We start from the raw sequence: 12,580 nt of genomic DNA, 5'->3' as shown, positions 1-12,580 counted from the left end.
TGCTCTGCACACAGATCTGCACAGATGAGCCGTTATCATGAGTAAGCCGTTGGTTATTGCCCTGTCGAAAGGGCGAATTTTGAAGGAAACACTGCCGCTGCTGGCGGCGGCAGGCATTGAGCCCACCGAGTCGCTCAGCGAGAGCCGCAAGCTGCTGTTCGATACCACGCTGGATGACGTCAAGCTGATCGTGATTCGCGCCACCGACGTGCCGACCTATGTGCAGCTCGGCGCCGCCGATATCGGCGTGGCCGGCAAGGACGTGCTGCTCGAAAACGGCGCCAAAGGGCTCTACGAGCCGCTCGATTTGAATATCTCGCGCTGTCGTCTGATGACCGCTGGCGTTTCCGGTAAAGCGCCCGGCACCTCTCGGCGTCGTGTGGCGACCAAATTCGTGCATATCGCCAAGCGCTATTACGCGTCGATGGGCATTCAGGCCGAAATCATCAAACTCTACGGCGCGATGGAGTTGGCGCCGTTGATGGACCTGGCCGATGAAATCGTCGATATCGTCGATACCGGCAACACCCTGAAAGCGAACGGCATGGAACCGCGCGAGCTGATCGCTGATATCAGCACGCGGCTAGTGGTCAATAAGGCGTCGATGACCATGCAGCATCAGCGCCTCAAGCCGCTGATCAAGCGGCTGGCGCAGGCGGTCGAAGCGCGTCGTGAGGGGCAGGAGGAAAGCGCATGAGCAGTACCACAGCATCCAGCAATCGGCTGATCGCACGGCTATCCACCGCTGATGGCGATTTTCAACAGCGTCTTGATGAGCTGCTGTCGTGGGAAGGAGTGTCCAACCGCGATGTCCAATCCCGTGTTGAGCACATCATCGACGCCGTGAAGCATGAAGGCGACGCTGCCGTGCTGCGCTTCACCGAGCAGTTTGACCGCCTCAAGGCGGCATCGCTCGACGAGCTAACGCTGAGTGGGCCTGCGCTGAAGGAAGCCTTCGACGGGCTCCCGCAACAGCAGCAGCATGCTCTGCAGGCGGCCGCGCAGCGTATTCGTGATTATCACGAGCGGCAGCGCTCCGATTCCTGGCAGTACACTGAGGCTAACGGCACGGTGCTGGGGCAGAAGGTGACGCCCCTCGATCGCGTTGGCGTGTATGTGCCGGGAGGCAAAGCCGCCTATCCGTCATCGCTACTGATGAACGTGATGCCCGCGCGCGTGGCTGGAGTGGGTGAAATCGTTACGGTGGTGCCCACCCCCGATGGTGCAGTGAATCAGCTAGTGCTGGGTGCGGCCCATGTGGCAGGCGTCGACCGAGTGATTACCATTGGCGGGGCGCAGGCGGTCGCCGCCCTGGCCTACGGCACTGACAGCGTGCCCAAGGTTGATAAGATCGTTGGGCCCGGCAACATCTACGTTGCCACTGCCAAACGAGCGGTGTTCGGTCAGGTGGGCATCGACATGATTGCGGGGCCTTCTGAAATTCTGGTGGTGTCAGATGCCACCACCGATGTCGATTGGCTGGCGATGGATCTGTTTTCGCAGGCCGAACACGACGAGCAGGCGCAGGCGATTCTTATCAGCTGGGATGGTGCACACCTCGACGAGGTTGAGGCGAGCATCGAGCGCCAGCTGCCGCAGATGGAGCGCGCCGAGATTATTCGCACGTCGCTGGCCAAACGCGGCGCATTGGTTCAGGTGGCCGACGAGCAGGAGGCGCTGGCGATCATCAACCGGATCGCGCCCGAGCACCTCGAGCTGTCGGTTGCTGAGCCGCAGCGCCTGCTGCCCGATGTGCGTCACGCAGGCGCCATCTTCATGGGCCGCTACACCGCTGAAGTACTGGGTGATTACTGCGCAGGGCCTAACCACGTTCTGCCGACCTCGGGCACGGCACGCTTCTCGTCACCGCTGGGCGTCTACGATTTCCAGAAGCGCTCGTCGATCATCCAATGTTCTGCTGAGGGCGCGTCCGAGCTGGGCGAGATCGCCTCGGTGCTGGCGCGCGGTGAATCGCTAACGGCCCACGCTCGAGCGGCTGAAAATCGCATCGCCAACAAGAAGTAGCAGGACCGTCGCGGTCATCAAAAAAGCGGATGCTGATTCAGCATCCGCTTTTTTTGTGGCGTGTTAGACAGCTTCTGGTGCGAAGCAGGCCCAGTGCGACGAGCCCGGTGCATTACCCAGGCTAGGGTGAACTGGTGTTAGGGTGCTCCGAAGTCTTGAAGACTGGCGCGATGTTCTCGGGCCGCGAGCCGACGCGAATGGGTGCCTGAACCACCTTGCCATCGCGCAGCAGCGTAAGCGTAACGGTCGAGTTGGGTTTCAGGCCCGCGATATCGCGTAACGCTCGGCTTGGGTTCAGCATTGGCGCGCCATCCATCGCCAGAATGTAATCGTTTTCCCGCACGCCGGATTGGGCAGCAGGGCCTCCCGGCGTTACCTTGGTGATAATCAGGTTATCGTTGGTTTTTAAATCTTCCACCTCGGCGGGGGGCGCTCTTAGCTGAGCTTCGATACCCAGCCAGCCGCGCACCACGCGACCATGGGCGATAATATCGCTAAGCACTCGGCGCGCCACGTTGGTCGGAATGGCGAAACCGATGCCTTGCGAGCTGCCTTTGGTAGAAAAGATCGCGGTGTTGATTCCGATCAGTTCGCCGTTGCTGTTGATGAGCGCACCGCCCGAGTTGCCGGGGTTGATCGACGCATCGGTCTGGATAAAGCTTTCATAAGCGCTCAAGCCAAGGCTGGCGCGTCCCACCGCGCTCACAATGCCCATGGTAACGCTCTGACCGATATTAAACGGGTTGCCGATCGCCAGCGACACATCGCCGGTGCGAATGGTATCCGAGTTAGCGAAGTCGACTGTGGGCAGGTGAGGCAGATTGATCTTCAGCACCGCGAGGTCGGTGTCAGGGTCAGAGCCCACCGTCACGGCATTTGCCATCCGCCCATCCGGCAGCGTTACCACAATATCACCTGCTTGCTTGACCACATGGTTATTGGTTAGCAGGTAGCCATCGTCGTCCACAATAACGCCTGAGCCCAGATTGACCGGTTGATTAGGCGTATTGGAGGACGGGTTCTGCTGATAAAGCGGATTGTCGCCCAGCGGTGAACCTGTCTCTGCGTTGGCCTGCTGGTGAGATGAAATCATCACTACTGCTGGCGCCGCGCGTTCAACGCTGTCGGCATAGCTGGCCGGAGAGGAAGACGGCGTGCCCGCCGTGCCCCGATAGCCTGATAGGCCGGGCAGGTACGCAAGCAGCACTACCGCCAGCAAAACGCCGCAGATAACAGGCCATATCAGCTTCGCCAGAGTTTTACCCATGGTTGATAGATATCCCTTGAGTGTGACTGAATCGTTATTATGTAAGTGTAGGTCCAAGTCGTGGGAGGAGGCGCAGTGTCGAGTCGCTACCCGAGCATCGTCGGATGGCTGCGTAACCCCAGAGGAGCGCGGGCGACCGCTGCTTGGACAAGTGCTGCAAAGCCGTTGGCTTGAAGGCGCTTTATCTTACCGCTGGTGTGATTAAAATTCAGCGTCTGTAACATAAGCAGGGTGCACGTAGCGCTTGTGATGTTCAAGAGGTGACAAGGAGTCTCATATGGTCGCGCGCCAGCAATTGGTAGACGCAATGCAGGAAAAGCTGAGCGCCGCTCGCTTCAAGGATTTCACCGTTAATGGACTGCAAGTAGAGGGCAGCGAGCGGGTGCGGCGAGTCATGACGGGCGTTACCGCATGTCAGGCGCTGCTCGATGAAGCGGTGGCATGGGAGGCGGATATGGTGCTGGTGCACCATGGCTACTTCTGGAAAAACGAGCCCGCCAGCGTTACCGGCTTCAAGCGACGTCGCTTTGCAACGCTGCTGGGCCACGATATCAATCTGGTGGCATGGCACCTGCCGCTGGATGCCCATCCCGACATCGGCAATAACGCTTTGCTGGGCAAGCGCATGGGCTGGCAGGTAGACGGCGCGTTGGATGGAGCGCTGGGGCAGGGGCTTTTGTACATCGGAGATGCCGATCAGGCGCTTGGTCACGATGAATTTGGCAAGCGGCTAGAGGAGCGGCTACAGCGTGCCCCCTTGGGTATTCAGGGGCACTCGCGGCCGCTTAAACGCATTTGCTGGTGTACGGGAGCGGCACAAGACATGATCGAGCAGGCCGCAGCGGGCGGGGCGGATGTGTTCGTCTCTGGCGAAGTGTCCGAACGCACCACGCACCTGGCGCGCGAGTTGGGCATCAGCTACTTTGCTGCCGGCCACCATGCCACCGAACGTGACGGTATCATCGCGCTTGGCGATTGGCTGGCCTCACAGTTCGATATCGAGCACCGCTTTGTGGATATCGATAACCCTGTTTGAGAGGGTGCCGTGAGTCCGTGGCTCGCTGGTTGTGCGTGGCATATCTACCAGAGGCAAAAATAAAGCCCGCGCCATTAGGCGCGGGCTTTACTGTTCAGGCTATCCAGCGGCGTTAGAAGCGCGGTGGTTCCTTACCCTGCTCGCCGTATTCGTCCTGCGGACGGCGTATGCCGAAACCTTCCGACAATGTGCCCTTTGCATCGGCATAGTCGCGCGGGACGCCATGCGTGGCGGCCTCTTCCTCAGCTACTTCTTCGGCCGAGCGTGCACCAGACAGCACCGCCAGCCGACGTTTGACGCTATCGTTTTGGCTCAAACGATCGGCCTGCTCAGCGAGCGCTGTGTTAAGCGTTTTGCTCTGCTGGCTTAGCTGATCGGCAATGTGTGTCAGCTGCTGAAAATGATCGTCGATGTCCTGACGCAGTTGCTGCTGTTGAGAGCGCTGCTCACTGTTGGCGCTGTCGTCCGCTTTGGGGCGACTGGTCATCAGCCTGCCTATGATGAGGCCGATGACGGCTCCCACCACCAGGCAGATAACACTCGAAATCCATACGCTGTTGCTCATCGCCGCTCCTTTCTACCGGTACTTGCGCGCGACATGCTCTGGGCATTGCCGGTAGCGCTATATCGTAGGCCCGTGAAGGCCGTCATCCATAAGACTGTCGTATATTATATAGGGGCGACAACGACAAGAGCCAATGCTCTGTGAGAAAGTAGTAAAATGATCGCGGCACAAGGTGCGCCGCGCCTAAGTTGTAATTAATAAAACCGATAGTCGAGAGTGGGTAACGTTCATGGTGTCCGATTCAACAGGCTCAGTATCCAAACCTTCTTCACAGGGCGAGACAACCGCGGCAGAGCGTACTGGCTCGCCGATGGAGCGTTACCGGCGCGATCTTGAGCAGGAAGGCTTCCAATGCGATGCCGCGCAGGAACAAGCCGTTAAGCATCTGCAGCGGCTCTACGAGGATCTCACCTCAACACCGCGCGAGAAGCTGAAGCCGGCCGCGAAGTCCTCCGAGAAGCCTGCCAAGTCGATGCTGGGCGGGCTTTTCTCGCGCGCCAAGTCTGAGCCCGAAGAGCATGATCCCGCCGATTCGCCCATTCCTACGGTGCGCGGTCTCTATTTCTGGGGTGGCGTTGGGCGCGGCAAAACCTGGCTGGTCGATACCTTCTTTGATTCGCTGCCGTTCGACGACAAGATGCGCACCCATTTCAACCGCTTCATGCAGCGCGTTCACCACGAATTGGGCGTGTTTAAAGGTGAGTCTGATCCGCTGAAGAAGGTGGCCGCGCGTTTTGCTCAGGAAGCGCGGGTGATCTGCTTCGACGAGTTTTACGTGAAGGATATTACCGACGCGATGATTCTCGGCCGCCTGTTCGAATCGCTGTTTGCCGAGGGGGTGGTGCTGGTGGCTACCTCCAATATCGTGCCCGACAAACTCTACGAGAACGGCTTGCAGCGTGCGCGCTTCTTGCCGGCTATCGCGCTGCTCAAGCGTCACTGTGAAGTGGTCAATGTCGATTCTGGTGTCGATTATCGTCTGCGCGCGCTGGAGCAGGTTGAGCTGTTTCTCACCCCCGACAACGATGCCAATGAGTCGGCGCTGGAAAAATTGTTCTCTCAAGTGGCAAAAGGGGAAGGCGAGCGCGATGGCGAAGTGCGTATCAACGGCCGGGCGCTTCAGGCAAAACGCGAGGCCGACGGGGTAATCTGGTTCGATTTCAAGGCGCTCTGCGATGGCCCGCGCAGCCAGAACGATTACATCGAGCTCGCCAATCGCTACCACACGGTGCTGGTTTCCCACGTGCCGCAGATGGATGGCAACAAGGACGATCAGATGCGTCGCTTCATCAGTATGGTCGATGAGTTTTACGATCGCGCGGTGAAAATGGCCATGACGCTCGCCAACGATGTAGCCTCCATTTATAGCGACGGTAATCTGGTGTTTGAATTCGAGCGCACGTTGTCACGCCTCAAGGAGATGGAAACCAAGGAGTTTCTCAATCTTCCCCACAAGTCGCAGCAAGCAGGGTAGCGATTACCGCTGACCGCTTGTGAAGCAAGACGCGCAGAAAGGGCAGGTAAATATTCGCTGCACGGGGGTTAACGGCAGTGGATAAACGCTGTACAATGCGCGCTCGCTCAAATGTTGTTTTGCATCGCTGCGGTTCTTTTGCGAGGTAAAACAACCAAGAAAAATAGGGATTGGCATTTTTCAATCCGCCGTGTTTGATAATGCTCGACTAAGGTATTTTCGATGAAAACTTTCAGCGCTAAACCGCAGTCAGTTCAGCGTGACTGGTACGTCGTTGACGCTACCAACAAGACTCTCGGTCGTCTTGCCACTGAACTCGCTCGTCGCCTGCGCGGCAAGCACAAACCTGAATACACTCCCCACGTTGATACTGGCGATTACATCGTCGTTATCAATGCGGACAAAGTGCGTGTAACCGGTAATAAAGCGTCCGACAAGCAGTACTATCGCCACACTGGCTTCCCCGGTGGTCTGCGTTCCATGTCCTTCGATCAGCTGATCGATCACGCGCCTGAGCGTGTTATCGAAATCGCCGTCAAAGGCATGCTGCCCAAGGGCCCGCTGGGTCGTGCAATGCACAAGAAGCTTCGCGTCTATGCTGGCGCTGAGCATCCGCATACTGCACAGCAGCCCAAAGAACTGAACATCTAATTAAGGGACGAAGCTCATGGCTCAGTATTACGGCACCGGTCGCCGCAAAACCTCTACTGCTCGCGTGTTTCTCAAGCCGGGCACTGGCAAAATCATCGTCAATCAGCGCGAACTCGACAGCTACTTCGGCCGTCCTACCGCTAGCCTGGTTGTGCGTCAGCCGCTCGAGCTGACCAACACTACCGAGCAGTTTGATATCACTATTACCGTTTCTGGCGGTGGTGGTTCTGCTCAGGCAGGCGCGATTCGTCACGGTATCACCCGTGCGCTGATCGACTACAACGAAGAGCTGCGCTCTCCTCTGCGTGCAGCGGGTTACGTTACCCGTGACGCTCGTAAGGTTGAACGTAAGAAAGTCGGCCTGCGTAAAGCACGTCGTCGTCCGCAGTTCTCCAAACGCTGATTTCTTTCAGCGGCGAGGCGTGCCCTATGGGCACGCCTTTTTTATATCGCTCAATGCGGCTTCGGGCTCTCATTACCGTAGCGGCGTTGGGCGATATTTGTGTCATATTATCTGTGCTTGCAGGGTGCTGCAGTCAAATGCTCACCACCAACACTAGCGAGCGTGGTATTATTTAGGTTCGCTTAGATCAAGGGAGTGTTCCATGGGAGTCGTAGCCAAGCGCTCTTCGATGACGTTCTATTCAGGCCGTGATAATCATTACTGCCATCGGGTACGCATCGTTCTGGCTGAGAAAGGCGTGTCTGTAGATGTAATTGAGGTGGACGAAGACAATCATCCTGAAGAGCTGATTGATCAGAATCCCTACAACAGCGTTCCAACGCTGATCGATCGAGATCTGACGCTCTATGAGTCCAAGGTGATGATGGAGTATCTCGACGAGCGCTTCCCTCATCCACCGCTGCTGCCGGTTTACCCCGTGGCTCGCGCGCAAAGTCGTCTGTGGATGTATCGCGTCGAGCGCGAGTGGGCACCGTTGGTAGACACCATCGTCTCCGGCACGGCCACCAAGAAAGACACGGAAGCCGCTCGTAAGGCCCTGCGCGAAGGCTTCACCGGCATTGCTCCCATCTTCGAGGAAATGCCGTTCTTCATGAACGAAGAGTTTTCGCTGGTTGACTGCTGCGTCGCGCCAATCCTGTGGCGTTTGCCCAGTCTTGGCGTTGAGCTTCCCGAGAAGCAGGTCAAGCCGCTGCTCAACTACATGGAACGTCTGTTTGAGCGTGAATCCTTCCGTGATTCGCTGCTTGAAGCGGAGCGCGAACTACGCCGTTGATCCAAGTGTCGTCCTGACGCCGCAAGGCGTCTTGTCGGAGAGCGCCTGCTTCGGCACCCTGCATTCAGCAAGGAGTAATACACCATGAGTTCCAGCCGCCCCTATATCACTCGTGCACTTTACGATTGGCTTCTGGACAACGATCACACTCCCTATATCGTGGTAGATGCCACGAAAGAGAATGTGGTGGTGCCTACCCAGTTCGTGCAGAACGGCCAGATTGTGCTCAACATTACCCCAACCGCGGTGCGCGACTTGCAGATCGAAAACGCAATGATCAGCTTTAACGCACGCTTTAGCGGTGAGCCGATGGAAGTATGGGTGCCCATCGAGGCGCTAATGGCCATCTACTCACGCGAAACCGGTGCGGGTATGGCATTCGGTCAAGAGCCTGTGCTGCCTGATCCCGAGGTTGAGGAAGATCAGGGACCGTCGCTCGAAAGCGTACCGAGTAAAAGTGACGAGGAAGCATCGTCTGACGCCCGCGATGACGACAAGCCGGACGGTGACAAGAAACGCAAGCGTCCCTCGCTGCGGGTGATCAAGTAACCGCACTGCGTTTCGTCAGGAAATAAAAAGGAGGCTGGTGATATTCACCAGCCTCCTTTTTTGATGGCGCTTCAGTCACAGTACTATCGATGCGATGGCGCTTTCTATCACTGCCAAGGGCGGCAAGTGCTCTGATGTTCAGGTACTCGCCGCCGATGACATTGCGCCAAAGCGAGCGGGGCGGTTAGCAGTGCCAAGCCTCTTCGCCCCGACGCCTCATCCACATGCTAGCTCCCTTCGACGAAGGGGCGGGCATTGAAACGCCGTTACGCTCGCCGGTGCTGCTTACTTGACGATCTCAAACGCTTTGACCACTGAATTAACGCCAGATACGCCGGCTGCCTGGTTAGCCAGTGCGTTGGCTTCGTAGTCGTACACCATGCCCATCAGATAGACGGTGCTGTTTTCGGTGAGTACCAGCACGCGGTCGCCATCGATATCCAGTGAGTGCTTCACGCGGCTAGTGACCCAGGTATCCTGCACGCGACGCCAGTCGGACGTATTCTCGGCAATTTTCACTGCATCGTAGATGCCGCGGTTGCCTTGCGTGCTGCGCGCGATATCTGCCAATTGCTGCTTCAGCTCCTTGCTTGGCACCTGACCGGTCAGCAGCACGTGGCCGTTGAACACGCTGACATTCACGTGCGACTGATTGGCAATTGGCTTCTTCATGAATTCGCTATAAATGGTGCCCGCCAGTTTGCCGTCCTTGTCGACCGTTTGCGCGCTGCGGATCGGCGGCTGACCTTCGCCGGACGTGGTGCCTGAAGAGCTGCAGCCCGCTATGCAGGTAATGGAAGCCAGTGCAATGGCGGCCGCGATGGTTTTGAACGTCGATTTGGAATTCACGGATTCACTCGCTTTTTCAAGATGGCAGTAAAGAGGTAATCGTCGGGAGAAGGGTTTATTCCGCCTCACCGAACAACTGATAGTCGATCATATCGCATAAACAGTGGATCACGAGCAGGTGAACCTCCTGAATGCGCGCGGTGGAAGTGGCTGGTACACGAATTTCGCAGTCTTCCTGACTGAGCAGCGAGGCCATATTGCCTCCATCGCGGCCAGTGAGCGCAATGATGCTCATTTCACGATCGTGGGCGGCCTGTATCGCCTGCACCACGTTAGAAGAGTTACCGCTGGTCGAAATGGCCAGCAGGATATCTCCTGGTTGCCCCAGCGCCCGAATTTGGCGAGCAAAGACATCGCTGTAGCTGTAATCGTTGGCGATCGAGGTAATGGTGGACGAGTCGGTAGTAAGCGCCAGCGCCGGCAGGCCGGGGCGCTCACGTTCGAAGCGATTAAGCAGCTCTGAAGAGAAGTGCTGGGCATCACCGGCACTGCCGCCGTTACCGCACGACAGAATCTTGCCATCGTCGATCAGGCACTGAACCATTTTATGACTGGCTGCTTCTATGTAAGCAGGAAGCACTTCGCTGGCATAGGTTTTGGTGTCAATGCTGGCATTGAAGTGGTCGATGATGCGTGATTGCAAATCCATGATTACCGTTGTTTCAGATGAATGTAGTGCGATTGACTGATCAAAGCGTTAACTCGAAAGCGCTACTGATCCAGTGAAAGTCTAGCGCATCGGCTGCGTTTCCTGTTACCGCCACCACGTCAAAGCGGCATGCGCAGTCCAGCTGGTGGCGCTGTAAATAGGCGCTTGCCGCAGCAATCAGACGGCGCTGCTTGGTAGCGGTAACGCTTTCTAGCGCCGATCCGTAGCCATTATTGCGGCGATAGCGCACCTCCACGAATACCAGCATGTCGCGATCGCGCATGATCAGGTCTATTTCGCCGCCGCGCGCATGGGCATTGCGGCCCACTTCCTTGAGCCCTTGTTGGATCAGAAAGCGGGCGGCTTCAGCCTCGATGCGCTGTCCGAAGGCGCGTTGATTGCGCGGCACCGGCGTACGCTATCAGGGCGTGCTTGGCACGCCACCGCGGAACACTGCCCACGGCAGCTGGCGTGAGAAGCGGCGGTTGTCGCTTACCTTGAGCATGCCCGTGGCCCCCTGCAGCTGACTGCTGGGGATACTCTGATAGACCGGCAAGCGCTTGGCGAGTTCATAGGCGTCAACACCCATGGCTGCCAGCTTGAGTGCCGGCGCCGGCAGATTGGCATCGTCGTGCAGGGCACGGTATGCCTCGGGGAAGGGCAGGTTGCCGCCAACCACGCCAGGGATTTCCCAAGGAATATCAAGGAAGTTTACGCCATTCAGATCGTTGTCATCGCTGGGCGAAGGTGTACCTGAATAGGCATGTGAGGTGGCGTAGACCGGTACGTCTGAATTGTAGTAGCGCAGCGCAGGCGGTACCTGTCGTGCGTAGGGCGGCAGGCCCAGCATGAACAGCATGTCGGCGCCGCCCTGAATGGCTGATCTTACCGTAGAGGTAGCGGAACCGTTGGGCTGGTAGCGCTGCACGTTACCCACTTGCTGACCATTGGCTTGCCACTGCTGCGAGAAGGCATCCAGCACCCTGCCGCCCCAGCCGTTGTCGGGCACCAGGATGCTGGCAGTGTGGTGGCCTTGTTGAGCAGCGTGATCAGCCACCTGGCGTGCTTCATCTTCGGCAGACAGGCCGTATTCATACAGATTGCTGGCCTGATTGGACGCTGCATTACCATAGTTCAGCGCCAGCGTGGGTAGCGGCAGCTGTGAGCGGCCTTCAAGCTGGGTCACCTGATCCTTGTCGAGCGGTCCAACCACCACCTGAGCGCCTTGCGCCTTGGCCTGATTGTAAAGATCGTCGATGGAGCCGCTGGTGGCGTCGATGAAGTCAAGCGTCGGGGCATTGCCACCACTGGCAGCCAGCGCTTGATTCTGCGCTTCCATGCCTTGGCGGATGGCGCCGGCGACGGTGGCATAGGGCCCGCTCTGCGGTAGCAGCACGGCAATACGCGTTACTTCCTCGGCGTTCAGGTTTTGCACAGCGGTTAGCTCGTGCGGCGGACGCTGCGATGCAGGGTGTTCGGGATAGGCTGAACGCCAGTGTTCAATCTGCTGCTTGAATTCGGCCAGATCGCCGGAGTTTTGCAGGCGCAGTTGGCTGAGGGTAATCCATCCGTCCGACAGCGCATCCGGATTGGAGAGCTGGTTCAGTTGGCTTTCGTTAAGCGCTGCCAGCTCGCGCCAGATCGCATCGTTGAGGGCTGGATCATTCTGGCTGTCGCGCTGAGCGCTGATCAGCGCCGCCGCAGCCTTGAGATGATCGCCCTGGCGCCCGAGCGTTTGCCCCTGCACGGTTTCAAGCCGGTAGCGTTGCTCGGTGGAAAGGTGGAGCTGACCCAGTGCGGCGTTGGCGATGTTCGCGGCAGTATCGTAATCGCCGCTGTTATAGGCACTTTCCGCCTTGATAACGGCGAAGCGGGCGCGTCCATCATCGTCGAGATCGCGGCCATCAATTTGATTGATCACCTTGGCGGCTTGTTGCTGATCGCCTTGTTTGAGGAGCATCTCTGCGGCCTGCAAACGACTCTGTGCGGCTTCGCTGCCTTGCTGCTGTTCAGCGTTCTGGAGCAGGGAGCTTGAAGAAGGCTGGTCGCCTCCAAAGGGTGAAGATGCGCATCCGCTCAGAATAAGTGATGCCAGCGTTAGGCCGCTCAATCGGTGCAGCGTATCTCGCATAGAACAATGTCTCCTGATCCATTGGTGTGACGATAATGAAGCGAACGCGCCAAGAGTGCAGGTGTAAGGTATACGCCTTTATACCATTAGCTTGCGTGAAGGTAGTTTAGTCGCATGATGATGGATATCGCTAATTGGCACGCCAG

General features: G+C 57.8%; 14 protein-coding genes. 8 read left to right on the top strand and 6 right to left on the bottom strand.

What is annotated here, in order from left to right:
* Window positions 1-37: 37 nt before the first annotated feature.
* Together hisG and hisD are read left to right on the top strand one after the other, a co-directional pair.
* Entirely contained in the window at window positions 38-697 is a 660-nt protein-coding gene (hisG, locus tag R84865_RS02995; protein ID WP_435632243.1) for an ATP phosphoribosyltransferase, read from the top strand.
* A complete protein-coding gene (hisD, locus tag R84865_RS02990) occupies window positions 694-2,025 on the top strand; it encodes a histidinol dehydrogenase (RefSeq protein WP_435638789.1) in 1,332 nt (443 codons plus the stop codon). The genes hisG and hisD overlap by 4 nt, the downstream gene beginning before the upstream one ends.
* A 121-nt stretch (window positions 2,026-2,146) precedes the next feature.
* On the opposite strand, the gene R84865_RS02985 is transcribed toward hisD, so the two are convergent.
* A complete protein-coding gene (locus tag R84865_RS02985; RefSeq protein ID WP_435636793.1) occupies window positions 2,147-3,292 on the bottom strand; it encodes a S1C family serine protease in 1,146 nt (381 codons plus the stop codon).
* 277 nt (window positions 3,293-3,569) lie between these two features.
* On the opposite strand from R84865_RS02985, the gene R84865_RS02980 reads away from it, so the two are divergent.
* A complete protein-coding gene (locus R84865_RS02980; protein WP_435636794.1) occupies window positions 3,570-4,328 on the top strand; it encodes a Nif3-like dinuclear metal center hexameric protein in 759 nt (252 codons plus the stop codon).
* Between the two features lie 112 nt (window positions 4,329-4,440).
* On the opposite strand, the gene R84865_RS02975 is transcribed toward R84865_RS02980, so the two are convergent.
* Entirely contained in the window at window positions 4,441-4,893 is a 453-nt protein-coding gene (locus R84865_RS02975) for a ZapG family protein (RefSeq protein ID WP_435636795.1), read from the bottom strand.
* 229 nt (window positions 4,894-5,122) lie between these two features.
* Between R84865_RS02975 and zapE the strand changes: the two genes are divergently transcribed.
* The 5 genes from zapE to R84865_RS02950 all read left to right on the top strand — a co-directional run bounded on the left by zapE (window position 5,123) and on the right by R84865_RS02950 (window position 8,805).
* Window positions 5,123-6,367 (top strand): cell division protein ZapE, encoded by a 1,245-nt coding sequence (gene zapE, locus R84865_RS02970; RefSeq protein ID WP_435638788.1) that lies wholly within the window; start codon window positions 5,123-5,125, stop codon window positions 6,365-6,367.
* Between the two features lie 222 nt (window positions 6,368-6,589).
* Window positions 6,590-7,018 carry a 50S ribosomal protein L13 gene (gene rplM / locus R84865_RS02965; RefSeq protein WP_435632237.1) on the top strand — a complete coding sequence of 143 codons (429 nt, stop codon included), beginning with the start codon at window positions 6,590-6,592 and terminating at the stop codon, window positions 7,016-7,018.
* A gap of 16 nt (window positions 7,019-7,034) precedes the next feature.
* Window positions 7,035-7,421 (top strand): 30S ribosomal protein S9, encoded by a 387-nt coding sequence (rpsI, locus tag R84865_RS02960; protein WP_435632236.1) that lies wholly within the window; start codon window positions 7,035-7,037, stop codon window positions 7,419-7,421.
* 202 nt (window positions 7,422-7,623) lie between these two features.
* Window positions 7,624-8,256, top strand: a complete 633-nt coding sequence (locus R84865_RS02955) for a glutathione S-transferase N-terminal domain-containing protein (RefSeq protein ID WP_435632235.1) — start codon at window positions 7,624-7,626, stop codon at window positions 8,254-8,256.
* A gap of 84 nt (window positions 8,257-8,340) precedes the next feature.
* Complete coding sequence (locus R84865_RS02950; RefSeq protein WP_435632234.1) at window positions 8,341-8,805, top strand: ClpXP protease specificity-enhancing factor; 465 nt, start codon at window positions 8,341-8,343, stop codon at window positions 8,803-8,805.
* 285 nt (window positions 8,806-9,090) lie between these two features.
* Here R84865_RS02950 and R84865_RS02945 read toward each other — a convergent pair whose 3' ends face one another.
* Genes R84865_RS02945 through R84865_RS02930 form a run of 4 tightly spaced genes read right to left on the bottom strand, consistent with a single transcriptional unit; the run spans window position 9,091 to window position 12,434 of the window.
* On the bottom strand, window positions 9,091-9,654 hold the full coding sequence (locus R84865_RS02945; protein WP_435632233.1) for a BON domain-containing protein: 564 nt from the start codon (window positions 9,652-9,654) through the stop codon (window positions 9,091-9,093).
* A gap of 55 nt (window positions 9,655-9,709) precedes the next feature.
* Window positions 9,710-10,303 carry a phosphoheptose isomerase gene (locus R84865_RS02940; protein ID WP_025731986.1) on the bottom strand — a complete coding sequence of 198 codons (594 nt, stop codon included), beginning with the start codon at window positions 10,301-10,303 and terminating at the stop codon, window positions 9,710-9,712.
* A 40-nt stretch (window positions 10,304-10,343) separates the two neighbouring features.
* Window positions 10,344-10,712, bottom strand: a complete 369-nt coding sequence (locus R84865_RS02935) for a YraN family protein (RefSeq protein ID WP_435636797.1) — start codon at window positions 10,710-10,712, stop codon at window positions 10,344-10,346.
* A gap of 12 nt (window positions 10,713-10,724) precedes the next feature.
* Window positions 10,725-12,434 carry a penicillin-binding protein activator gene (locus R84865_RS02930; RefSeq protein ID WP_435636798.1) on the bottom strand — a complete coding sequence of 570 codons (1,710 nt, stop codon included), beginning with the start codon at window positions 12,432-12,434 and terminating at the stop codon, window positions 10,725-10,727.
* Between the last annotated feature and the right edge of the window lie 146 nt (window positions 12,435-12,580).

This window comes from Carnimonas bestiolae, from assembly GCF_051251145.1.
Lineage (GTDB): Bacteria > Pseudomonadota > Gammaproteobacteria > Pseudomonadales > Halomonadaceae > Carnimonas > Carnimonas bestiolae.
Note: the sequence above shows the minus strand (reverse complement) of the source record. Positions and strands in the feature narration are given on the sequence as shown.

Coding starts and splice junctions, on each gene's coding strand:
- hisG (WP_435632243.1), top strand. CDS start 38: ATGAGTAAGCCGTTGGTTATTGCCCTGTCGAAAGGGCGAATTTTGAAG.
- R84865_RS02980 (WP_435636794.1), top strand. CDS start 3,570: ATGGTCGCGCGCCAGCAATTGGTAGACGCAATGCAGGAAAAGCTGAGC.
- hisD (WP_435638789.1), top strand. CDS start 694: ATGAGCAGTACCACAGCATCCAGCAATCGGCTGATCGCACGGCTATCC.
- zapE (WP_435638788.1), top strand. CDS start 5,123: ATGGTGTCCGATTCAACAGGCTCAGTATCCAAACCTTCTTCACAGGGC.
- R84865_RS02930 (WP_435636798.1), bottom strand. CDS start 12,434: ATGCGAGATACGCTGCACCGATTGAGCGGCCTAACGCTGGCATCACTT.
- rpsI (WP_435632236.1), top strand. CDS start 7,035: ATGGCTCAGTATTACGGCACCGGTCGCCGCAAAACCTCTACTGCTCGC.
- R84865_RS02985 (WP_435636793.1), bottom strand. CDS start 3,292: ATGGGTAAAACTCTGGCGAAGCTGATATGGCCTGTTATCTGCGGCGTT.
- R84865_RS02975 (WP_435636795.1), bottom strand. CDS start 4,893: ATGAGCAACAGCGTATGGATTTCGAGTGTTATCTGCCTGGTGGTGGGA.
- R84865_RS02955 (WP_435632235.1), top strand. CDS start 7,624: ATGGGAGTCGTAGCCAAGCGCTCTTCGATGACGTTCTATTCAGGCCGT.
- rplM (WP_435632237.1), top strand. CDS start 6,590: ATGAAAACTTTCAGCGCTAAACCGCAGTCAGTTCAGCGTGACTGGTAC.
- R84865_RS02950 (WP_435632234.1), top strand. CDS start 8,341: ATGAGTTCCAGCCGCCCCTATATCACTCGTGCACTTTACGATTGGCTT.
- R84865_RS02940 (WP_025731986.1), bottom strand. CDS start 10,303: ATGGATTTGCAATCACGCATCATCGACCACTTCAATGCCAGCATTGAC.